Raw genomic sequence first — 21,707 nt, 5'->3', positions numbered from 1 at the left:
GCCACCCCCCGCGATTTCCTGCACTATGCCGTCCAGCTCGTTAGGCCAGGTGCCCCCAGCGACTGGACCCACGCCTTCATGGCGTCGGGAGATCCCTTACGCAATTGCTGCCCATTCCAGTCCACCCCACTCATGCGGGTTTCGGCAGTAAAAGGGATCAATTGGGCTTCCGGTGGCAAGGCTTCCCGGCTTTGCGGGTAATGTTTGTCGGCAAGGGTCACGATACTTTTGCCCTCCGGCGTCTCATCGGCCAAAGAGGCGCGGCGGGCCGCCTGCGCGAGGATTTCCTGGGTAACCGCTAAAACGGGGTAAAACGCCGCTGCGGATCGGTTGCCGTAGGTAATGGTGCCGGTTTTATCGAGAAGCAGCACATCCACGTCACCCGCCGCCTCGATGGCACGCCCGGAAGTCGCCACCACATTGCTCTGCAGCAAGCGCACGATGCCGGCAATACCGATAGCGGGTAATAGCGCTCCGATGGTGGTGGGAATCAGGCAGACCAGCAAGGCTACCAGCACCGTCAGGCTGATCACCGATCCGGAGTGGCCGGCATAATGCACGCTGTACCAGGAAAACGGAAAGAGGGTGACGGTGACCACGAGAAAGACCAGCGTCAACACCACCAGCAGGATGCTCAAGGCGATTTCGTTGGGGGTTTTGCGCCGTGCCGCTCCTTCCACCATGGCGATCATTTTGTCGAGGAAGGTGTGTCCGGCCTCCTGCGTTACCCGGATGATGAGCCAGTCCGAGATCACCCGGGTACCGCCGGTCACCGCGCTACGATCACCACCGCTTTCGCGGATGACGGGTGCGCTCTCGCCCGTGATGGCGCTTTCATCGACGGCGGCGACCCCCGCCACCGCCTCGCCGTCGGTGGGGACGAGGTCTCCCGCTTCTATCAGGACAAAGTCGCCGCTGCGCAGGCTGGCGCCGGGAACCTCCTTATAGCTCGCCTCGCGCACCGGTTTCGGCAGTTTTTTGGCCGTAACTTCCTGCCGGCTCTGCCGCAAACTGTTGGCCTGGGCCTCGCCCTGACGCTCGGCCAGCGCTTCGGCAAAATTGGCAAAAATCAGTGTGAGCCAGAGCCAGAGGTCGATCACAGCGGTAAAAGGCGCTTCACTGTTATGCACGATCAGATCGTGAAAAAAGAGGGCCAGGAGCAGCCAGGAGCCGACGTAGACGACGAACATCACCGGATTGCGCAACTGGCGACGCGGGGAGAGCATGCTGAAGCTGTCCCAGAGGGCGCCCCGGCTCTGATCTTTCCAGTGGATCGGAGATGCCGCATGTTTATGGTGGATAGATTCCATGGATATGATTCCTTAATGAGTCAGGGTGGCAAGGGGCGCCAGTTGCTCTGCAATCGGACCCAGCGCCAGCGCCGGAAAGAAGTTGAGCGCGCCAACCAGGAGAATGACGCCCACCGTCAGGCCAATGAAAATAGGCGTGTAAGTCGTCAGTGTCCCCGATCCTGCGGGGATTTTCTTTTTCTCGACCAGGGCACCCGCCAGCGCCAGCAACGGCAGATAGGTCCAGTACCGGCCCAGCAGCATGCACATGCCGGTAAGCAGGTTGTAGAACCGCGTGTTGCTGCTCAGACCGCCGAATGCGCTGCCATTGTTGTTGGCCGGACTTGTTACGGCATAGAGCACTTCGCTGAAACCGTGCGCCCCGGGATTGAATACACCGGCCCGCCCCGCCACCGTGGTGACGGCGAGGGCGGTACCGATCAACACCAGCAACGGCATGACCAGTATGGAGAGAGAGGCCATTTTTATTTCAAAGGACTCGATCTTCTTGCCGAGAAACTCCGGCGTGCGTCCCACCATGAGACCACCGAGAAAAACCGCAAAAATCATGAAGGCGAGGAAAGTGGCGAGACCGGAACCGACACCGCCAAACACGACCTCACCCAATTGCATCAGAAAAAGGTTTACCCCCCCGGACAATGGCATGAGGGAATCGTAGGCGCCGTTGGCCGCCCCCGTAGAGGTCGCAGTGGCCAATGTTGCAAAGAGCGCGGTCGCGCCAGCGCCGATACGGTCTTCCACTCCCTCCATATTGCCACCACCGGCAAGACTCGCGGTGTTGGCCTGGGAGGTCCCCAACTGGGTAAGCACGGGGTTCCCGGCCAGTTCATAGTGCTGACTTACGAGCGTCAGCGGGATAAAAAGCACCAGCATGGAAATCAGGATAGCCCATGCCGTGCGCTTGGCCTTGGCCATATGCCCAAATAGGAACACGAGTGCGGAGGGGATGAGAATCATGGCCAGGGTTTCTAGAAAGTTGGTAAGCGCGGTGGGATTTTCAAAAGGGTGGGCGTCGTTCATATTGAAGAAACCGCCCCCATTGTTGCCGAGCATCATGATGGCCTCTTGAGAGGCTACCGGTCCCACATGCATTATCTGATGAAGAATGGTCTTGCCGCCGGATACAAAGGGGGCAACAAGATCCGCCCGCACCTCGCCGGTGAGGGTCTGGACCACACCCTGTTCCATGAGAATCAACGCAAAGAGCGCGGAGAGGGGAAGCAGCACGTATAAAACGGTGCGGGTCATGTCGACCCAGAAATTGCCGAGATCCTTGGTTTTATGACGGGCGATCGCGCGAATGATGGGCAGGACGATGGTGATACCCGTCGCCGCCGAGAGGAAATTCTGCACGGTCAAGCCCAGCATCTGCGAGAGATAGCTCATGGTCGAGCCACCGGAGTAATCCTGCCAGTTGGTATTGGTGAGAAAGCTCACCGCAGTATTGAATGCGGAGCCACCCTGGACGCCACCGAAGTGTAAAGGATTCAGGGGCAGCGCGCCTTGCGCCAACAACAAGGCATAGAGAAAAACGCCACCGATCAGGTTAAAGATCAACAGGGCGATGGCGTAGCGCTTCCAATCCATTTCCTCGCTCGCCGAAACACCGATGACGCGGTACAGTCCCCGCTCCACGGGACCCATCAGGCGTGTCGCCCAGAATCGATCACCCGCATAGACGCGATGCATATAGCGTCCCAGCGGCAAGGCCAGCAGAATGGTCAACAGCAAAACCGCGGCTGTCAGTATGATGGTAGATATCATAGGAAGCGCTCCGGACTAATCAGGAATACCAAGAGATAGATGAAGAGCATGGCGCCCAATCCGAGGCCTATCCACACAAAAGCGTTCATTTTATGCTCCTCAGGCGATCCAATAGCTCAACAACCCCTATGGACGCCAGGAAAAAACCGATAATAATCAATAGGTATATAAGCTCCATGTAGCCTCCTTGGTGTGCGCTAGGCAATGTCTCGCACGTATTCATCATGTAGTCGCCAGAAAGCCTAGCAAGATTGCCTCTATAAATTCCATATAAATCATCTATAAATTCTATATAAATGGTATATTTTCTGGGTAAACCATACCCATTGCAGATCATGGTGGCGTTATCCCGCTTGGTAATGACCGGGCTTTGCCCTATGCTCAAACGCCGGAAGATGCGACAACAAAGGAGCATTATGGATGATGGTATCCGGTACCTGGTAGTAGCAGATGTCGACTGAAGATCGCAAAGACGGACGACCCGATCCGGATGCCCTGCTGGCACAGGTACAGCAGGAGGAGCAGGCGCGCCAGCGCGGCCGCCTCAAGATTTTCTTTGGTGCCGCCCCGGGCGTTGGGAAGACCTACGCCATGTTGCGCTACGGGCAACAGGAGATGGCCAAGGGGGTGGACGTTTTGGTGGGCGTCGTCGAAACCCACCAGCGCAGTGAAACTCAAGCGTTGGCTGATGCCCTGCCGACGTTACCGCGAGTGCATATTCCCTATAAAAACGTTGTGCTTGAAGAGTTTGATCTGGACGCGGCGCTTGCCCGTCGTCCCGGACTGCTCCTCTTGGACGAACTCGCCCACAGCAACGCCCCTGGCTCTCGCCACAAGAAGCGCTGGCAGGATCTGGAGGAACTGCTGGACGCGGGTCTTTCCGTGGCGACCACGGTGAATGTTCAGCATCTGGAGAGCGTTCACGAGGTCGTCCAGCAGATTACCGGGATACAGGTTCAGGAGACCCTGCCGGATCAGATCATTCAGCAGGCCGATGAAGTGATTCTGGTAGATATCAGTGACGAGGATCTTTTGCAACGGCTGAAGGAGGGCAAGGTGTACCTGGGCGATCGCGGTCAGCGCGCGATGACGCATTTTTTCCGTAAAGGCAACCTCATCGCCCTGAGGCAATTGGCATTGCGACTGGCAGCGGACCGGGTTGATCTGGAACTGCGACAGTTTCATCAACAGAATCCGGAGGAGGGGCGACGTAGCGGAAGCCGGGATCGTTTGCTGGTAGCCGTGAGTGGCCGCCCGGAAGATGAGCATCTGGTGCGCGCGGCATATCACCTGGCGACCGCCCAACGGGCCGACTGGTTGGTGATTCATGTGGACACTCCACGCGGCCTGCTGCAGAACCCCAGACCCAGGCATGGATATGGAATCACCTGCATCTTGCGGAAAGTTTGGGTGCGGAAACCGCACGTCTGACCGGAGTAAATATCGGCGCGGAGGTTTTGGCATATGCGCGGCTGCGCGACGTCACCCAGATTGTACTGGGACAGGCGCAAGGCCTGCGCAAGTTTCTTTGGTGGTGGCCCGGTTCTTTGACGGCCCATCTGTTGAACAGCGAGCGCGGCATCGATGTGGTAATTCATCCATTGCCGGTAAAAAAAGCCATACCCGAAGATCGCCGCCTGCGGAATCAACAATACCTTGGCATCGTGGACACCTCCCTGCGCCGCCGCACTCGGAATCGCGCCTTTGTGATCAGCGGGGCCATAGGTCTTGCTTTAAGCGGTCTGGCATGGTCTTTGGGGGCCTACCTGGGTTTTGCCGGAGTGTTCATGCTCTATATGCTGGGCGCGGTGGGCACCGCCCTGATGTATGGTCGCTGGCCCTCCCTCATCACGTTCATTGCCGCCGTGGTGAGCTACTATTCATTTGGATTGGATCGCGGTTTGCCAACCACAGTGGGCTCGCTTGCTTATTTTACGCTGATCCTCTCTCTGATCCTGCTCATCAGTCAGCTGGTGGCGCGATCCCGCGAGCAGGAACTCATGGCCCGGCTCCGCGAGCGGCGCGCTCGCAATCTCTATCAATTGGTTCAGGCGCTCAGCAGTGCCCGTGGCGTCGAGGGGATTCTGAACGCCAGCATCGAGAAGTTGAACCAGACCCTGGGTATTGCGGCCGCATTCTGGCTGCCGCCTGCGGAAAACGCGGATGGTCTTTTGCAGATGTTTCCAGCGTCCACCGAACTGGAAGCTCCGCAACGCAACCTGCGGGCTGCTGCCCGGTGGAGTTTTCTGAATAAAAAGAACGCCGGGATGAGCACCGATACGCTGGCGGATATTCCCGCACTGTTTATGCCCATGCTGTCTGGTGAGCGGGTGCTGGGGGTCATGATGCTGTCGGATCTCGACCTGCGCCGGGCTCCTGCCGACTGGTTGCGCTTTCTCGAAACAGTAGCGCGGCTCATCGCGGTGGCTCTGGATTCGGCGCAAGCTTCTCTTCAGCGTACTGAAGCCGATGTCCGTTTGCGGGTCGAGCAATTGCAAAATGCGCTTTTAGGCGCCGTTTCCCATGATCTCCGGACGCCTTTGGCTGGCGTGTTGGGCACCGCGACGACACTTTCGCGCAATGCGCAGGGCCTGACTGCCGAGGAGCGTGATCTCCTGGAGAATATTCGCGAGCAAACCCAAAAGATGGAACATACCGTGGACCGCATTCTGCATATGGCCGCATTGCAGTCCGGGCGACTCCATATCAAGAAAGAATGGGTTCCCCTGGAAGACCTGCTGGTTACCGCACGCGATCAGGTTAAGGCCGTATGCACTGATCGTCCTTTTCAGGCGCGGATACCCAAAGATTTGCCATTGCTCCTCGTGGATCCGCAACTTATGGTGCAAGTGCTCACCAACCTGCTGGAAAATGCTTGTAAATATAGCCCGAGTGGCCGCGCTATCGAACTGGAAGCCTATGCGAACGATGCCGAGATCACCGTTTGCGTCATCGACCACGGCTTTGGCGTACCACCGGGCCGCGAAGAGGAAATATTTACCCGCTTCAGCCAGGTCCAGCCACCCGTCGGACTGGGTGGTAGCGGACTGGGCCTCGCCATTTGTGCGGCTATTATAGAGTTGCATGGCGGACGTATCTGGGTGCGTAACCGGGTCGCAGTGCGCGGTGCGGTGTTTTGTTTTACCGTACTTCGGGAGCCCGAGCCGCCTATGCCGTCTGACGGAGATTAAGCCATGACAAACCTACACGAAGGTGATCTGGATATCCTGTTGGTGGAGGATGACCCGAGTATCGGCGGGTTTCTACAGGCGGCGATGGACCGCGAACCAGGATATCACTTGTACTGGGAAACCACGCTGAAAGATGCCTGGAAGGCTTGGGAAAAACGACAAATCCAGGAAGGTCGGCCATTCGCTTTGGTTCTGCTGGACCTTGGTTTACCGGATGGGGATGGGCAGGGACTGATCCGTCGATTACGCGACCACGGCGGGGAACAGGCATTGATCATCGTCATCTCGGCGCGTGGAAACGAGGCTGACAAGATACAGGCTCTCGATAGTGGCGCCGACGATTATCTGACCAAGCCGTTTACCATTGGCGAGCTGCTGGCGCGCCTGCGCGCCCATTTGCGGCGACGGCCAGTAGGCTCATCCGCCGAATCTTCCCGTTGGGTCATTGGTGTCTTGGAGCTGGATGATCTCACCCATACCCTTCGCAAGGGCGGGGTGCCCATTCCGATTACGCCCAAGGAGTATCAACTGTTCCACCTTTTTGTGATGAATCAGGGGCGAATATTGTCGTATCGACGAATTCTCGGCGCAGTGTGGGGAGAGCACAGTAGCGATCAGGCCCACTATGTAAGGTTATATATCAAACGACTGCGGGAGAAGATTGAGGATGATCCCGGAATGCCACAATATCTGGTAACCGAAAAAGGAGTTGGGTATCGATTTGGCAATCCGGAGGTCTCAAAATAACCGTGCTCAGAGGAAAGATACCACGGGCTTTGACGGCGAGGGTAAAACAGTAATCAGTCATCGCCATCCGCATGTTTCAGTGCGAGGAACCCGATGCCATCCAGCACCTGATAAAGATCTCTCGCATAATAATCGGGCACTACGTCGTTATAGGATTTGCTGCCCTGATTGGAGTCCACAAAAATGGTTTTCATCCCCGCCTGTTGGGCGCCATAAATATCCCGATACATATCATTGCCGACATAGATCGTTTCATGGGGAGCCACTTCCAGTTGCTCTGCGGCCATAGTGAATAATCGCGGGTCTGGTTTGCGATAGCCGTAGTCACCGGAAATAACCCGTACGTCAAAATATTTCTTGATACCCAGCGCGCGCATTTCGGGGAGCGCAAAGCAGCGTTGCGCGTCGGAAACGGTCGCCATCCGGTAGCTTTCCTGAACACTTTTCAGGATGCGTTTGACACCGTCGTAACGCTCCAGGCGGGTGCGGGAGAGACCACGATGCAGGCGGGCCAGTTCTCTGGCCAGTTTCGCCCGGCCTTTGAGGGGTTTGCTGTTCTCCTGGACGAGCAGCGTGTGCCAGATCGCCTCGACGTCGATTTCCGGATATCTTTCCGCAGATTGGCGTTTTCCTTCTTTCAGGATGGCAAAGTAGCGTTCGCGGACCTCACGCCGGTTCATGAAGACCCGGTGATAGGTGAGATAATGGGATATGCCGCGATAAATCTCCTCCATTTCCTCATTGGTTTCAATGTTGATCAGGGTGCCATAAAGATCGAAAAATACGGCGCGTATGGACATGGTGTTATCTCCGCAGAATGTGAGTGGCTTCGTGGATCAGGACCTGACTGTAACGCCAGTCCAGCCAGGAATTGCGGGCAATGCGTAACAGGGTCATGCCCATGTAAAAGGGGATCCGTTCGGTAATCGACGCGAAAGCGGCATGACGATCCGGAAAATGGGTGCTGTATTCCCAGAGAAAATGGCCGATGAATGGTTCGGCATGCTCCCCATGATGGGTGCTGCGCATGAAGTGATGTTTCAGTTCTCCCGCGATCATGCCAAGATCATACGCGCGATCTGCATACTGCATCCGTTCCAGATCGATGGCAATGGTACGCCGACGGGCTGCGAAGAGAAAATTGGAGGGCGTGGCATCGCCATGGATCAGCACCTGCCGGTCCGCCCACATGCAGCCCATATACTGCCAGCGTTCCCGGTAATGATGGAGTTCTCCGGTCTGATGGGTGGATATCCGCTGGCGTCTCTGCAGGCGCGCCGTGATCTTGTCGAAATAGGCAAATTGGGCATCAAAGCGTACGGTCTCCACGCGAGCTGTCCGGTTATGCAATTTGGCAAGGAAATAGCCGAGGTCCGTCAGGCGCGCATATAATAACGCCGCATCGTTGTGTTCAATACACTCTCTGATGACGCTGGAGAGGGATTGTCCAGGACAGAATTCCTCGATGATGACACTGTTGATATCCCGTGAAATTCCCAGGGGCTGCGGAATATACAGGCGTTCGGTCTGGAAACCCAGGTCGCGCAACAGATGCATATGCCGCCATTCATTGTGCGCCCGGTCCCAGGCCTGTTGCGGGTCCCTATGGATACGGTTGAAGAACTTGCCGATCACTTTCTGCTGGGAATGGGTTTCCTCATAGAGAAATACCGCATTGGATGCCGGAAACTGAAATACCCGAAACTGACTGGAGCCCTGCCCATGGTCTGGTCGTGGAAATATCTGCCTATCGAGATACGCGTAGAGTGGATCGTAGGGATTCAGACGGCCCAGGTATTTCATTGGGCGCCGTTTGCCTTGCCCTGAATCTCCGGGGGTGGAGGCCGCAGTACCGGATGTAATTCTATCCCGATGATTTTCCAGCCCGACTCCGCACCATTCAGCAACGGCGCGATATTTCGCTGGATTTGTTGCTCCAGCGCAGCCCTGGCTGAGGTGGAGCTGGTGATGCCGGCCAGGTCAGGAAACGCCATGAAGGGGTTGGCGATGCGCGCATCCAGTTGCCCCTGCAATGGGAGAAGGCTCTTCCAAGGGCCATCGCCCTGCAGGATGGCCACCGGATGAATGGTCAGGACATGGATTCGCCCGGTATGGTCCGTAATGGTGACGCCATAAGACCCCAGGTCCACGGCGCGTTGGGAGGGTATCGGCGCCGCCGGTTTCCGTGTCACGAGCGGCGCGCCGACACTCCGCGGACGAACCGGCAGATGGAGGGCTATACCCACCGCAATGGCTGTGAGCAGCACGGCGAGGATGACAAAAATCGCCCATCGACCGCGGTTGGACCGGGCCCACTTTTTGGGACGTGTTGCCAATCTCCGTTTCTCCTTTCCCGGCTGAACGGGGCCTGCCTGTGCGATATCCCTTCCTGCCCGCAAGGAACATGGGCGATGTGGTTAGTTAGGCGGTTGCAGCACGGGCGAGGCCGCTAAAAGCAATATGGCGCAGGGGACCTGGACGAAGGGGCTGCTGCCCAGCGCCGTACCCACGCAGGATTCCCGGGCGGTGGACCAGACGGGGCGGCGCCAGGCGGCAGCGGGCGCTTGGCTTGGGTTATCCACTCAGAAAAGGCTCTTGATAGTGTTCATCAGTCGGTCGCCGATATCCGTTCCCGCGCCGCTTGTCGTTGACGCCGTGGGCGCGGCAACGGGCGGATATCCTGCAAGATAATCACTGACGCCGATGATATTGCTGCCACCGCTGATGGTCGGGCCGGTCACCGAGGGCGGCCGGAAGAATCCGGTAGCCGGGCTGCCCGCCATGGCCGTACGCATATAGTGAATCCAGATCGGCAACGCCTCCCGCGCGCCCGCAGCCCAGCGGCCCATGGTGCGGTTATCGTCGTAGCCCACCCAGACGCTGGTGGTGATGCGCGGGCTAAACCCGTTGAACCAGGCGTTGTTTTCGTGGTTGGTCGTGCCGGTTTTGCCGGCGATGTCATTGCGCCCGAGGCTCTGGGCGGCGACACCGGTCCCGATTTTGATCACTTGTTGCATCATTTCAGTCATCAGGTAGGCCACCCCGGGGGTATGGCCGTCTGCTGGGGGGCGGAGTATAGCCCATGGGGCAGTTGAGCAGGGAGATCTGGGTGCCACGACTGTTCACGATTCTGGTGATGAGATAGGGCTTGGGCAAAAAGCCGCCACTGGAGAAGACCGCATAGGCGCGAGCGAGTTGCAGGGGACTGTAGTCCCCCGCGCCCAGCACCATGGACGGCACCTGAGGCACCTGCTTTGCCGGAAAACCAAAGCGTTGCACATACTGCGCCGCGTAGGGAATGCCGATATCCATCAGGATACGCACACTGGGCACGTTATGGGAGTACGCCAGATTCGACCATACCGGGATCGGCGTATTGGAGAACTGGTTACTGTAGTTGGTCGGTACATAGACCTGGCCGGTAGGCAGGGTGATGGACAGGGGGGTGTCCGGAATCGGGGTCTGGGGCGTCATGTAGGTGTTCTTGCCCGAAGCCAGCAGTGCCGGCGCATCCATGGCCGCGGCGTAGACGAACGGCTTGAAGCCCGATCCGGGTTGCCGGTAGGCAAACACGGCGCGATCGAAATGGCTGAGTTCATAGCTGAAGCCGCCCACCAAGGCGTGGATGGCCCCGGTGCGACTGTCCAGACTGACCAGGGCGCCCTGTACCTGGGGAACTTGTGAAAGCTGCCAGCCCGCGTTCTTCCCGGCCGAGGACCAGACATTGGCTCCCCATTCCTGGCCAGCCCCCGCCGTGACAGCGTGGACATAAGGGCGCAGCCAGATCAGGTCGCCGCTGTGCAGGACCGCGTTTACCGTACGCGGCATGGGTGCGCCCACACGGGGGCGTGCCCAGTTGACGTCGCGCAGGGTCAGCGTGACATTTTTTACGCCTTCCAGAGAGACCGTGGCGCTTTTGGGGTCGGCGCTGACCACTACGCCCCATTTGAGGTTGGCCGGATCATGTGGTGGCAACATGTCCGGCCGCTTGCCGGCGAGAGCCGCCTGCAGCGCAGCCCCGCTGAGACGTGCGATGGGGCCACGGTAGCTTTTGGGATCCATGCTGGAGAGCCCCATATCGTAGTTTTCCAGGCCCACGGCAATCGCCTCATTCGCCGCTTCCTGATCTTGCGGCACGATGGTGGTATACACCTTGAGGCCGGAACGGTAGGTGAAATCGCTGCCAAATTGCTGGGTAAGCCAACTGGCGATCCAGTCGGTGACGTAGGGCGCGCCATTGCTGGCGGCGGCATGATAGCGCGAGAGAATGGGCTCCGCATTGGCCTTCGCCTCCTCATCCGCAGAAATATAGCCGAGCTTTTCCATGCGTTTGAGCACATAGCCGCGGCGCCTCCTGGCGAGATCGGGATTCACTACGGGGTTTAGGACCGAAGGCGCCGGCGGTAGCCCGGCAATAGTTGCCATCTCCCCCAGTGTCAGTTCACTGACGCCTTTTCCGAAATAGGTCCGGGCCGCTGCCTGCACGCCGTAGGCCCCTTGCCCGAGATAAATCTTGTTCAGATAAAGTTCAAGAATCTGCTTATGGGTGAAATGAGCGGCGAGTTTGTATGCCAGGAGAATTTCCGCGATCTTCCGGGAAATGGTTTTTTGCGGAGTCAGGTAAAAGTTCCGGGCCACCTGCTCCGGGATGGTGCTGGCACCCTGCATCGGCGCCATATGAATGACGTCCACCACCGCCGCCCGCAGAATCCCGGGATAGCTGACCGGGTAATACAGCGGGTTGTTACTGTAAAAACGGGCGTTTTCGGCGGATATGAAGGCTTCCTGCAACCGGGCCGGAATCTGGTCGAGGGGCAGCGCATAGCGCATCTGAGGACCGACCTCCTGCAGCAGCGCGCCGTTCGCGGCGTATATCCGCAAGGGTTCATCCGGATGCCATTCCTTGAGTTCGTGGACAGGCGGTAGAGTTTGCCAGATGCGGTAGACATAAATGCCGACGCCGATCCCGATATTGATCAGAATCAGCAGGATGATCAGTAAAATCCAGCGTCCATAATGGTGGCGCTTCGGTTGCCTGGCGCGCGCGCGCGGGGTATTCGCTTGAGCCATTCCGTTTCTTTCCGTGTGTATGAGTACTTCGCAAAGCGCATGCTGGCCTGCACTTTGCGAAGTATCCTATCCCGGCTTTTGCATTGCGATGCGGCCGATGGCGCAATACTATACCACCATGAATCTGAAGAGTCGCTTTGCGCCCAGCCCCACCGGTTACCTGCACCTTGGCAATGCCCGCACAGCCCTTTTCGCTTGGCTGGCGGCGCGTGGCGCGGGTGGAACATTCACTTTGCGTCTGGAAGATACGGATCAGCAGCGCTCTCCAGAGATCTATGAGAGAGCCCTGCTGGAAGATCTGCGGTGGTTCGGCATCGACTGGGACGAAGGCCCGGACCGTGGTGGCGACCACGGCCCCTACCGGCAGATGGAACGTCTGCGCCTCTATGATGCGTATTATGCCCAGTTGCAGGCGGCCGGGCAGGCTTACCCCTGCTATTGCAGTGCCGATGATCTGGCCGCCGAGCGCGCCGTGCTGCGCTCCGCCGGAAAGGCGCCGCGCTATGGGGGGCGGTGCCGGCACCTCGACGCCGCGGCGCGGGCCGAGCGCGAGGCTGCCGGGTTATTGCCTACCCTGCGGTTCCGGGTGCCAGATCAGGGCACCCTCACGGTGCCGGATCTGGTTTGGGGTGAGCGACACTATGCGCTGGCCGATCTGGGGGATTTTGTCATCCGTCGCAGCGACGGCAGCCCCGCCTTTTTTTTCGCCAATGCGGTCGACGACGCGCTGATGGAGGTGAATCTGGTTTTGCGCGGCGAGGATCATCTGACCAATACGCCCCGGCAAGTTTTGATATTGCAGGCGCTGGGGTTACCGGTTCCCGCTTATGGGCACCTGCCTTTGTTGCTTGGGGCCGACGGTCAGCCCCTGTCCAAACGATACGGAGCTGCCAGCCTGCGTGATTTGCGCAAGGACGGTTATCTGGCCGCGGCGCTGCGCAACTACCTCGCCCGTCTGGGTCATCATTACAGTGCGACTGGCTTTCTGGATAGCAGGGCATTGGCGCAGGGCTTTGCGCTGAACCAGATCAGCCGGGCGCCCAGCCATTTTGATATGGCGCAGTTGCAGCACTGGCAGCACGAGGCGGTGCAGTCGCTGGACGAGGCCGCCGTCTGGAACTGGCTGGCGCCACTGCTGCGGGGTAAGGTGCCGATGGGGCTGGAAATGCCTTTCGTGGCGGCGGTGCGTGCCAATATCCTGCTGCCCGGCGATGCCCTGGATTGGGCCGAGCGCTGTTTTGGCGTTCCCGCGTTGGCTGACGACGCGGTCGAGGCCATCATCGGCGTTAGTCCGGAGTTCTGGTCCGTCGCTCAGGCGACGCTGCAGGCGTCCGGTGGAGAGTACCGGAGCTGGACAAAAGCCTTGCAGCAGGCTAGCGGGCATCGCGGCAAGGCGTTGTTCATGCCCCTGCGCGCCGCGCTCACCGGGCTCACTCACGGCCCGGAACTGGCGGCGCTCCTTCCCCTTATCGGTGAAGAGCGCGCTCTGGCGCGTCTCCATGCCGCGGCCCAACGCCCCTCAACGCCCATCGAGACCACCCCATGATCAATCTGCCCGTAGTGACCCTCTTTGACACCCTGCGCCGCAGTAAAACGCCGCTAGAGGTGTTGCGTCCCAATCATGTGGGACTCTATGTCTGCGGGATGACCGTATACGACTTCTGTCATCTCGGCCATGCCCGGGTCATGGTCACCTTTGATACGGTGGTGCGCTATCTGCGTGAGCGCGGATATGAGGTGACCTACGTTCGCAATATCACTGATGTCGACGACAAGATCATTCGTCGGGCGTTGGAGTGTGGCGAGTCGATTCAGTCCCTCACAGCACGTTTCATCGACGCCATGCATGAAGATGAGGCGGCGTTGCTCTGCCGGAGACCTGATCTGGAACCGCGGGCGACGGAGCATGTGGGCGCCATGCAAACCCTGATCGGCGAACTCATCCACAGAGGGCATGCCTATGTGGCGGCCAATGGCGATGTATACTACGCAGTGCGCAGCTTTCCGGAGTATGGCCGCCTATCCGGCAAGTCCATTGACGAGTTGACGGCGGGTGCGCGGGTCGAAGTCGGCGAAGAAAAACGCGATCCTCTGGATTTTGCCCTGTGGAAAGCGGCCAAGCCCGGCGAGCCGTCCTGGCCTTCAGCGTGGGGAGAGGGGCGGCCGGGCTGGCATATCGAGTGCTCCGCCATGTCCGCCGATGCCCTGGGCTGTGCCTTTGATATACATGGCGGCGGTGCCGATCTGCAGTTCCCGCATCATGAGAATGAAATCGCCCAGTCCCAGGGCGCGGGCTGTGCTTTTGCCCATTACTGGATGCACAACGGCTTTGTCCGCATCAACGACGAGAAAATGTCAAAATCCCTGAATAATTTCTTCACGGTGCGGGAGCTTCTGCCCCGCTATTCCGGCGAAGTGTTGCGTTTTTTCATTCTCTCCAGCCATTACCGTAGCCCATTGAACTATGCGGAAGAGGCGCTGGAGCAGGCGAGGGCGGGTCTCACGCGGCTCTATACTGCCCTGCGTGGAATGCCCAGGCCTGAAATCGTGGCGGAGATGGGTAGCGAGTGGCGGGAGCGTTTCCATGCCGCCATGAGTGATGATTTTCATACACCGGCAGCCCTTGCCGTGCTTTTTGATCTGGCCCGCGAACTGAATCGCCTGCGGGACGAAGGCAGTGAGGTGGCAGCGCCGCTCGCCACCCTGTTACGGGAACTGGCGGGTGTGCTGGGTTTGCTGCAACAGGATGCCGAGGGTTTTCTTCGCGGCGACGACGCGGACGTGCCTTGGATCGATGGGCGTATTGCCGCGCGCGCTGCGGCGCGGCAGGCCCGTGATTTTGCCGGAGCCGACGCCATCCGGCAGGAATTGGCAGGCGCTGGAGTCATCCTCGAAGATGGCCCCGGCGGCACCACATGGCGGCGGGGATAAGGCACCACTACGCCCCGGTTGGTAGCGCGACGTAGCCGCTGCTCAACCGTCGCCCAGCGGGAAAGACCGTTGCTCGGCGTCACCGGGGACGTCAACAGATTCTGCTCCCCCCTGTTCTATGGCCTCCACGGCCAGTAGGTCACCCTGCACGGGTTCCGGAGTGGGCTCCTGTCGCACGGCCACCGGCAAGGATTCCCGAGTGGTGTCTTTGGCCGGTTCTTGAACGGCCAAGGACGTGGGCTCCTCTGCGGGCAGGCTTTCTACTTCCCGTGCCGGATCACTTTGAACGGTCAGATTGGCAACCGGAGTCCGCGTCGTGACGGGGACCAGCATCTGGTGCCAGTCGGCAGCGGCGGGTACCGAGCCGGGATAGACGAGTTCCTCCAGGACATGGCTGTCATCCTCGGGGCCTGCCAGCAGATCATTATCCTGAAATCCCTCTGTCGTATAGCTCTCCTCAGGGACTTCCTCATCTGCCGAAAAGGATTCCGTACCATTCTCTCCACCCTGGGTGGAACGCCGGGCGCGCGCCCGACGTCCACCGCGGCGGCGGCGCCGGCCACTGCTGCGCCCTTCGCTGCCGTTTTCCTGCTCATCGCTGTTGGTCTCGTTGGCCTGCTCCGTGCTTGCCGACATCTCGGCACCACTGGTTTCCGCCAGGAAAGTCGCGGCATCAACGGGCACATAACGGGATACCAGCGCCCGCACCAGCCGGGCCAGAATGCCCTCTTCCGGCGGAACGACCTTGGCGGGTGCTTTCGTTTTCGGGCTGCTGGGTGCCGGTGGTGTGCGTAGTGGTGGCAACACCTCGGGCGGTGGCGGCGCGGTCAACGGACTCAGCGCCGCGGATTCGTTCGTCGGGCGGTTGGGGCGGGTGGGCAGCGTGTTGCCTTCACCGCCAGGCGCCGGAGCCGTCCGGCTGCTGCCCCCCTCCACGCGCGTCCGCTGAATCTGATAATGGGGCGTAACCATCTCTGGCGTGGGACGGATCAGAATACGGGTGTCGGTTTTGGCCTCGAGTTCCAGAATCTGGCGGCGTTTTTCGTTGAGCAGATAGACGGCTACATCCACCGGGACCTGACACTCCACTTCGGCGGCACCAGTTTTCATGCACTCCTCATACAGCAGGCGCAGGACGTGCATGCTGGTGGCTTCGCAGCCCCGTATCTGACCGGTACCGTTGCAGCGCGGGCAGGGTTCGGAAGAGGCTTCCTCCAGACTCGCACCCAGACGTTGCCGGGACATTTCCATGAGGCCAAAGCGGGAGATACGCCCCAACTGTACCCGGGCCCGATCCAGCTTGAGTGCCTCCTTGAGTTTGTTCTCCACTTCGCGCTGGTGTTTGGGGATTTCCATGTCGATGAAATCGACCACGATGAGCCCGCCCAGATCACGCAGACGAATCTGCCGGGCGATCTCCTCAGCGGCTTCCAGGTTGGTCTGAAATGCGGTCTCCGCGATGTCCTGTCCCTTGGTGGCGCGCCCCGAATTTACGTCGATGGCCACCAGCGCTTCGGTGTGGTCGATGACGATGGCTCCCCCCGACTCCAGGCGCACTTCGCGGCTGAATGCGGACTCGATCTGCTGCTCGATCTGATAGCGGGAGAAAAGAGGTACGTCGTTGTCGTAGTATTTCAGGCGATGCACCATTTTCGGCATCATGGAGCCCATGAACTGCACCGCGGCATGGTAGGCCCCTTCCTCGTCGATCAGCACCTCGCCGATATCTTCGGAAAAGTGATCGCGCAAGGCGCGGACCACGACGTTGCCCTCCTGATAAATCAGGAAAGGCGCGGCACGCGGCGCCGCGGTATCGACGATGGCCTGCCAGATCTGTTTGAGGTATTCCAGGTCGCGCTGCAGAGCCTCCAGCTCCTGACCGATCCCCGCGGTACGGGCGATGACGCCCATGTTTTCGGGGATGTCCAGGAGTTGCAGGTGCTGGCGAATCTGGGTGCGGTCCTCGCCTTCGATGCGCCGGGAGACGCCACCGGCACGCGGATTGTTCGGCATCAGTACCAGATAGCGTCCCGCCAGACTGACGAAGGTGGTGAGCGCCGCGCCTTTGCTGGAGCGTTCTTCCTTGTCTACCTGAACGATGATTTCCTGACCTTCCCGCACCAGATCCTGAATGCGCTTGCGGCCCTGCTCCTGCTGCTGGAAGTATTCCCGGGCGATCTCCTTGAGGGGCAGAAAACCGTGCCGTTCGGCGCCGTAGTCGACGAAGGCGGCTTCTAGGCTCGGTTCCACACGGGTGATTCGACCCTTGTAAATATTGCTTTTTTTCTGTTCCCGGTACGCACGTTCGATATCCAGATCGAGGAGTTTTTGACCATCTACCAAAGCCACCCGCAACTCCTCCGCGTGGGTGGCATTAATCAACATCCGTTTCATAAGTTCTTCGTTCTCCGGCGCTCAACCCGCAAGCCCAAAGGGCCCACCAGGGAGCGCAGCGTTTGTAATTGGGACCGACGGGGTTACCCGTCGATGCTGAAATTGGGGCCGCGCTCCGAGAAGCGCAGCGGCCCAGGTCGAAATATATGCCATAAAAGAATAGAATCGCAAATGAAAAAAGCACAGAGGCAGGGAAAATGACGGGAAACGGGGTGCGGCAATGGCAGGTAACCGACGCGGAAGCCGGGCAGAGGCTGGACAACTTCCTCTTGCGGGTGATGAAAGGTGTGCCGCGCTCCCATATCTACAAAATCCTGCGCAGTGGCGAAGTTCGGGTGAACAAAGGGCGGGCGCGGCCGCACTACCACCTGGCTGAGGGCGATGTGCTGCGCCTGCCGCCGGTGCGGGTGGCGGCGCCCAGCGATCCCGCCGTGCTGCCCACCTACCTGCAGAGCCAGTTGGAAGCCGCTGTCCTTTACGAAGACACTTATCTGCTGGTGCTGGACAAGCCCAGCGGGCTGGCCGTGCATGGGGGGTCGGGCTTGAGCTGGGGCGTCATCGAGGCATTGCGCCAGTTGCGGCCTGATGCCCGTGAACTGGAACTGGTACATCGCCTGGACCGCGACACCTCCGGCTGTCTGATATTCAGCAAGAAGCGCTCGGCGCTGCGTGCGCTCCATGAAGCCCTGCGGGAAGGCCTCATGGAGAAACGTTATCTGGCGCTGGCGGCCGGTGACTGGCAGGGCAAGGTGCGCTCCGTGCGTCTGGCCCTGCGCAAGAACACCCTGCAGTCCGGCGAGCGCATGGTGCGGGTGGACCCGGTGGAGGGTAAGGCTGCACATACGCGTTTTCTACCACTGGAACGTTTCCGCGGTGCGGTGCTGTTGCAGGCGGACCTCGATACCGGGCGTACGCACCAGATTCGGGTTCACCTGCAAGCGATAGGGCATTCGGTGGCGGGTGATGAGAAATATGGCGATGCGATCTTCAACCAGCGCCTGCGTATCCTGGGCCTGCAGCGACTTTTTTTGCATGCGGCCCTGGTGGCCTTCCGCCACCCGCAGGACGGCCGACCCATGCGCATCGAGGCCCCGCTGCCGGCTGATCTGCAGGCCGTCCTGACCCAACTGCGCAAGGAATCCGCCGGATGATCCCGCCCCCCAGTGATTGCCGGCTGATCGTTTTCGATTGGGACGGTACCCTCATGGATAGCATCTCTACCATCTGCGGCTGCCTGTCCCATGCGTTTGCCTATGCAGGGCTGGCGGATCGCGGCGTACAGCAGTACCGGGAAATTATCGGATTGGGACTGGAAGACGCCCTGGCGGCCCTCGCCCCCGATGCGGATCAGCCTACCCGGGAACGGATTCTGGCGGGTTACCGGGAGTGCTTTTTCGGCACCCCGGTCGGCCAAATGCCCCTCTTTCCCGGGGTGGAAGACGCGCTGGTGCAACTCGCTGGCGCTGGTTACGAGATTGCGGTGGCTACCGGTAAAACCCGTCGCGGGCTGGATCGGGTGCTGGGCGAACATCCCCTCCTTGCCGCCTGCATCAGCGCCAGCCGCTGTGCCGATGAAAGCCGCTCCAAACCCGACCCCCTGATGCTCCGCGAACTGCTACGGCACTATGACCTGCCCCCAGCAGCGGCCATCATGGTGGGCGACACTGTGCATGACATGGAAATGGCCGTGGCCGCCGGGGTCCTGCCGGTGGGGGTGCTGTGCGGCGTACACGGCGCGGAACGCCTGGATGCCAGCGGTGCCGCGATGTGTTTTGCCGACCCCACCGCCTTGCCTGGGTGGCTCATCCGCTAACGCACCGGCGTTGAATAGCTGTCGTAACATTCGGGATAATCTCAAGGATTCAGGATGTGGAGATATGGTGGTACACTGTTTCATCGCTGGTGATCGGGGCAAGGGGCTCAAGGGCGGTGAGGAATGATGGTATCTGCTGTTCTGCTGTTAGCGCTGTTGTCAGCGTGGATATTGCTGGAGCTGTACCTGGAATACTTTTTCCGTTCCCCCATGAATGCGAACAGGCAGGATGGCGGGTCTTCAAAAATATTCAACGTCGTGATCTTGTCCAGCGTAGGAAGTTGGGCTTGCGTGTTGGCTCTGGAAATCCGTCAGGAGCCACATATCGCGCTCTATCTACCGCGGGTGGGGGTTTCGTTACTCATGGCGGGACTCCTGTTGCGAACATACGCGATCATGACGTTGAGGAGATATTTCACCGTGGATCTGGCCATTCAGCCTGGGCACCGGCTGATCCGACATGGACCCTATCGCATGGTGCGCCATCCATCCTATACGGGAGCGCTACTCTGTTTTTTGGGGTTGGCGCTGTCGTTTGGCTACTGGGCCACCGCCATCCTGATCGTCGTTCCTGTTATTTTGGCCTACCTCTGGAGAATCGTCAAAGAGGAACGCATACTCGTGGACGCCTTCGGGATCGCTTATCAGGAATACCGCAACTGCACGTACTGCCTTGTTCCCGGTATCATTTAGCGGGTTCCTGAGCAGCCAGGGCCTCATCCTGGTCCAACGCCGCACGGATCTCCGCGGCATGGGTCAGCAACAGCGTATGCGAGCCTGACTCCAGGAGATGGATCTGCGCACTTGGCAAATGTGCGGCCATCGCCAGACCGACCTGCAGATTGTTCACATGATCCTGTGTACCCTGCCAGACATGCACCGGCACCCGGATATCCTCCAGGCGGAAGGGCCAGGGGCGGTTGAGCACCGCGAAATCGTCAGCCAACCCCGCAGTCCCTTGCCGCAAAGCCTCCCGCAAATCGTCGCAAAGCTTCGCCAGAACGTCGGGCGCCGCCAGCAGGGCATGGTCCCGGGTAGTCATCTTTGCCGCGAACTGCGCCACGAAGCGCTCCGGCCTCCGCTGCACGCCCGCCATTCTGAGGCGCAACAGCGCCCTGAAAAGCCACGGTGCATGGCGCACCAGGATAAAGATGGTGTGGTCCTGAAGACCGAAGGCGGATCGTACCTCGGGAAGCTCCGCCGGTCCCGAGCTGCTCGCCAGATGCACGGTGCGCACCCGCCCCGGCATGGCGCGGGCGCAGGCCAGCGCGTAGGGACCACCGCCCGAGAAACCCAGCACGTGAAAGGCGTCCAGCCCCAGATGGTTGGCCAGAACTTCGCCCGTCGCCGCCACTTCGGTCATGGTCAGTCCCGGCTGCCGGTCCGATGCTCCATAACCCGCCCGGTCGAAGGCGATCCAGCGCAGACCGCTACGCAGGGCTGCAGGCAGTAACTCCAGTTGCAGGCGGGAGCCGGGCGTACCGTGAAGGAACAATACCGGCAACTTTCCGTTCGGGTCACCGATGTCTTCATAGGACACGATCCGGCCGGAATCCGAGGTGAATGACCGTTTCATTTTTCAGGCATTGTGTTCGGTCGCAGGCGATCTGCCAGGACAATCCGCTTCGCGCCGTCGGTAAGGATGCTCTGCCCGGCCGCCGCACACGTCGTGCTCCGCTCCATGGCGTGAATCTACACCGTGGTATTTATGATGGAGATCACCGGATCCGATTCGTGTACGGCGATTATATTGATCCCAAATTGGAATGTTTTATAGCCTAGCCCGGTAACGAATCCGATCAGTTCGTTTTCCTCTGATTTTATTTTTTCAATGAGCATGCCTGGCTTATTGCGTATGATCGTTTCCCTTGCGCCATGGAGCACATCGATTTCCATTCCCTCGACGTCTATTTTGATAAAATCAACCCGTCCACTTATCGCCTGATCAATGGCAACCATCCGCGTCCGGATGGTTTTTTCCTCTGAATAGTCTATTTCCTGGCCGATGAACTCGTTGCTCGCCGATTTTTTCAACTCCAGGCTGCCGTAGCTCGACGGCAGGTTGTAGTCCGGTGACGGAACCCCGATGAATCCGTTGCCGGCGCCGACGGCAGCCCATTCGGCTCTGGCGTTGAAGCAGTTGTTGATGGCGATGTTCCCCGCCAGCGCATAAAAAATTCTTTCCTGCGCTTCAAAGGCGACCACCGATCCCCAGCCATACATGAGCTTTGCCCACTCTATGGTGTGGACGCCTATATTGGCGCCGCAATCGATGGCAAAGACGCCATCGCCATGGTGGGTTCTTCTGGCGGATAACAACTGCAGGACGAGATCCACTTCGGGCTGGTCGAAAGATGACGACGTGAGTATTTGATGGCCAACGCCAAATTCCCCGCCGGGAACGATTCTGTAGTCATTTCTGTTGACTATCATGGTTCCATGATTGGTTGACGCCATGACAAATGCAATTGGTCTGAAGGTGGTCAA

20 protein-coding genes are annotated in these 21,707 nt (G+C 59.4%); 8 read left to right on the top strand and 12 right to left on the bottom strand.

The genetic code is table 11. The features are described 5' to 3' along the window. Positions 1–23: 23 nt before the first annotated feature. The 3 genes from AFERRID_RS16305 to AFERRID_RS01740 are packed head-to-tail and all read right to left on the bottom strand — an operon-like array spanning position 24 to position 3,163. Complete coding sequence (locus tag AFERRID_RS16305) at positions 24–1,310, bottom strand: HAD-IC family P-type ATPase (RefSeq protein WP_232027717.1); 1,287 nt, start codon at positions 1,308–1,310, stop codon at positions 24–26. A gap of 12 nt (positions 1,311–1,322) precedes the next feature. Then, a complete protein-coding gene (gene kdpA / locus AFERRID_RS01745; RefSeq protein ID WP_126604257.1) occupies positions 1,323–3,074 on the bottom strand; it encodes a potassium-transporting ATPase subunit KdpA in 1,752 nt (583 codons plus the stop codon). After that, positions 3,071–3,163, bottom strand: coding sequence for a K(+)-transporting ATPase subunit F (locus tag AFERRID_RS01740; protein WP_113525355.1), 93 nt, complete (start codon positions 3,161–3,163; stop codon positions 3,071–3,073). Before AFERRID_RS01740 ends, kdpA begins: the two co-directional genes overlap by 4 nt. 361 nt (positions 3,164–3,524) lie before the next feature. On the opposite strand from AFERRID_RS01740, the gene AFERRID_RS15395 reads away from it, so the two are divergent. Genes AFERRID_RS15395 through AFERRID_RS01730 form a run of 3 tightly spaced genes read left to right on the top strand, consistent with a single transcriptional unit; the run spans position 3,525 to position 7,012 of the window. Then, entirely contained in the window at positions 3,525–4,505 is a 981-nt protein-coding gene (locus tag AFERRID_RS15395; RefSeq protein ID WP_232027715.1) for a sensor histidine kinase KdpD, read from the top strand. After that, complete coding sequence (locus AFERRID_RS01735) at positions 4,481–6,265, top strand: ATP-binding protein (protein WP_232027713.1); 1,785 nt, start codon at positions 4,481–4,483, stop codon at positions 6,263–6,265. The genes AFERRID_RS15395 and AFERRID_RS01735 overlap by 25 nt, the downstream gene beginning before the upstream one ends. 3 nt (positions 6,266–6,268) lie before the next feature. Further along, on the top strand, positions 6,269–7,012 hold the full coding sequence (locus AFERRID_RS01730; RefSeq protein WP_126604256.1) for a winged helix-turn-helix domain-containing protein: 744 nt from the start codon (positions 6,269–6,271) through the stop codon (positions 7,010–7,012). A gap of 53 nt (positions 7,013–7,065) precedes the next feature. Here AFERRID_RS01730 and AFERRID_RS01725 read toward each other — a convergent pair whose 3' ends face one another. The 6 genes from AFERRID_RS01725 to AFERRID_RS01710 all read right to left on the bottom strand — a co-directional run bounded on the left by AFERRID_RS01725 (position 7,066) and on the right by AFERRID_RS01710 (position 12,082). Next, on the bottom strand, positions 7,066–7,812 hold the full coding sequence (locus AFERRID_RS01725; protein WP_113525358.1) for an HAD family hydrolase: 747 nt from the start codon (positions 7,810–7,812) through the stop codon (positions 7,066–7,068). Positions 7,813–7,816: 4 nt separating this feature from the next. Further along, the gene (locus AFERRID_RS01720; protein ID WP_126604255.1) at positions 7,817–8,815 is read right to left on the bottom strand and encodes an aminoglycoside phosphotransferase family protein; all 999 of its coding nucleotides are present in this window, start codon (positions 8,813–8,815) and stop codon (positions 7,817–7,819) included. Next, positions 8,812–9,348, bottom strand: a complete 537-nt coding sequence (locus tag AFERRID_RS01715) for a hypothetical protein (protein ID WP_126604254.1) — start codon at positions 9,346–9,348, stop codon at positions 8,812–8,814. The genes AFERRID_RS01720 and AFERRID_RS01715 overlap by 4 nt, the downstream gene beginning before the upstream one ends. Before the next feature lie 81 nt (positions 9,349–9,429). After that, the gene (locus AFERRID_RS15095) at positions 9,430–9,594 is read right to left on the bottom strand and encodes a hypothetical protein (RefSeq protein WP_172959316.1); all 165 of its coding nucleotides are present in this window, start codon (positions 9,592–9,594) and stop codon (positions 9,430–9,432) included. After that, a complete protein-coding gene (locus AFERRID_RS16160; protein ID WP_407923814.1) occupies positions 9,595–10,041 on the bottom strand; it encodes a hypothetical protein in 447 nt (148 codons plus the stop codon). Continuing rightward, the gene (locus AFERRID_RS01710) at positions 10,034–12,082 is read right to left on the bottom strand and encodes a penicillin-binding protein 1A (RefSeq protein ID WP_407923813.1); all 2,049 of its coding nucleotides are present in this window, start codon (positions 12,080–12,082) and stop codon (positions 10,034–10,036) included. Before AFERRID_RS01710 ends, AFERRID_RS16160 begins: the two co-directional genes overlap by 8 nt. 97 nt (positions 12,083–12,179) lie before the next feature. On the opposite strand from AFERRID_RS01710, the gene gltX reads away from it, so the two are divergent. Beyond that, complete coding sequence (gene gltX / locus AFERRID_RS01705) at positions 12,180–13,628, top strand: glutamate--tRNA ligase (RefSeq protein ID WP_215886242.1); 1,449 nt, start codon at positions 12,180–12,182, stop codon at positions 13,626–13,628. Continuing rightward, complete coding sequence (cysS, locus tag AFERRID_RS01700) at positions 13,625–15,013, top strand: cysteine--tRNA ligase (protein WP_113525363.1); 1,389 nt, start codon at positions 13,625–13,627, stop codon at positions 15,011–15,013. Before gltX ends, cysS begins: the two co-directional genes overlap by 4 nt. A gap of 42 nt (positions 15,014–15,055) precedes the next feature. On the opposite strand, the gene AFERRID_RS01695 is transcribed toward cysS, so the two are convergent. Further along, positions 15,056–17,407: an Rne/Rng family ribonuclease gene (locus AFERRID_RS01695; RefSeq protein WP_126604253.1), complete on the bottom strand. Its 2,352-nt coding sequence runs from the start codon at positions 17,405–17,407 to the stop codon at positions 15,056–15,058. 197 nt (positions 17,408–17,604) lie between these two features. Here AFERRID_RS01695 and rluC point away from each other — a divergent pair, with 197 nt between their 5' ends. From rluC to AFERRID_RS01680, 3 genes are all read left to right on the top strand, one after another. After that, complete coding sequence (gene rluC, locus AFERRID_RS01690; RefSeq protein ID WP_126604252.1) at positions 17,605–18,558, top strand: 23S rRNA pseudouridine(955/2504/2580) synthase RluC; 954 nt, start codon at positions 17,605–17,607, stop codon at positions 18,556–18,558. Then, a complete protein-coding gene (locus tag AFERRID_RS01685; RefSeq protein WP_113525366.1) occupies positions 18,555–19,220 on the top strand; it encodes an HAD family hydrolase in 666 nt (221 codons plus the stop codon). The genes rluC and AFERRID_RS01685 overlap by 4 nt, the downstream gene beginning before the upstream one ends. A 123-nt stretch (positions 19,221–19,343) precedes the next feature. Then, positions 19,344–19,913, top strand: coding sequence for a methyltransferase family protein (locus tag AFERRID_RS01680; protein WP_113525367.1), 570 nt, complete (start codon positions 19,344–19,346; stop codon positions 19,911–19,913). Here the strand turns inward: AFERRID_RS01680 and AFERRID_RS01675 are convergent. Further along, complete coding sequence (locus AFERRID_RS01675) at positions 19,906–20,760, bottom strand: alpha/beta fold hydrolase (RefSeq protein WP_225981789.1); 855 nt, start codon at positions 20,758–20,760, stop codon at positions 19,906–19,908. The two genes, AFERRID_RS01680 and AFERRID_RS01675, sit on opposite strands and share 8 nt — an antisense overlap. A gap of 152 nt (positions 20,761–20,912) precedes the next feature. Further along, on the bottom strand, positions 20,913–21,707 hold the full coding sequence (locus AFERRID_RS01670) for an FkbM family methyltransferase (RefSeq protein ID WP_126604250.1): 795 nt from the start codon (positions 21,705–21,707) through the stop codon (positions 20,913–20,915).

It is taken from the genome of Acidithiobacillus ferridurans (assembly GCF_003966655.1).
GTDB classification, from domain to species: domain Bacteria; phylum Pseudomonadota; class Gammaproteobacteria; order Acidithiobacillales; family Acidithiobacillaceae; genus Acidithiobacillus; species Acidithiobacillus ferridurans.
Note: the sequence above shows the minus strand (reverse complement) of the source record. Positions and strands in the feature narration are given on the sequence as shown.

Excerpts from the sequence above, each read along its gene's own strand:
- AFERRID_RS16305 (WP_232027717.1), bottom strand. The coding sequence starts at position 1,310 with ATGGAATCTATCCACCATAAACATGCGGCATCTCCGATCCACTGGAAA.
- kdpA (WP_126604257.1), bottom strand. The coding sequence starts at position 3,074 with ATGATATCTACCATCATACTGACAGCCGCGGTTTTGCTGTTGACCATT.
- AFERRID_RS01740 (WP_113525355.1), bottom strand. The coding sequence starts at position 3,163 with ATGAACGCTTTTGTGTGGATAGGCCTCGGATTGGGCGCCATGCTCTTC.
- AFERRID_RS15395 (WP_232027715.1), top strand. The coding sequence starts at position 3,525 with ATGTCGACTGAAGATCGCAAAGACGGACGACCCGATCCGGATGCCCTG.
- AFERRID_RS01730 (WP_126604256.1), top strand. The coding sequence starts at position 6,269 with ATGACAAACCTACACGAAGGTGATCTGGATATCCTGTTGGTGGAGGAT.
- AFERRID_RS01725 (WP_113525358.1), bottom strand. The coding sequence starts at position 7,812 with ATGTCCATACGCGCCGTATTTTTCGATCTTTATGGCACCCTGATCAAC.
- AFERRID_RS01720 (WP_126604255.1), bottom strand. The coding sequence starts at position 8,815 with ATGAAATACCTGGGCCGTCTGAATCCCTACGATCCACTCTACGCGTAT.
- AFERRID_RS16160 (WP_407923814.1), bottom strand. The coding sequence starts at position 10,041 with ATGACTGAAATGATGCAACAAGTGATCAAAATCGGGACCGGTGTCGCC.
- AFERRID_RS01710 (WP_407923813.1), bottom strand. The coding sequence starts at position 12,082 with ATGGCTCAAGCGAATACCCCGCGCGCGCGCGCCAGGCAACCGAAGCGC.
- gltX (WP_215886242.1), top strand. The coding sequence starts at position 12,180 with ATGGCGCAATACTATACCACCATGAATCTGAAGAGTCGCTTTGCGCCC.
- cysS (WP_113525363.1), top strand. The coding sequence starts at position 13,625 with ATGATCAATCTGCCCGTAGTGACCCTCTTTGACACCCTGCGCCGCAGT.
- AFERRID_RS01695 (WP_126604253.1), bottom strand. The coding sequence starts at position 17,407 with ATGAAACGGATGTTGATTAATGCCACCCACGCGGAGGAGTTGCGGGTG.
- rluC (WP_126604252.1), top strand. The coding sequence starts at position 17,605 with ATGACGGGAAACGGGGTGCGGCAATGGCAGGTAACCGACGCGGAAGCC.
- AFERRID_RS01685 (WP_113525366.1), top strand. The coding sequence starts at position 18,555 with ATGATCCCGCCCCCCAGTGATTGCCGGCTGATCGTTTTCGATTGGGAC.
- AFERRID_RS01680 (WP_113525367.1), top strand. The coding sequence starts at position 19,344 with ATGATGGTATCTGCTGTTCTGCTGTTAGCGCTGTTGTCAGCGTGGATA.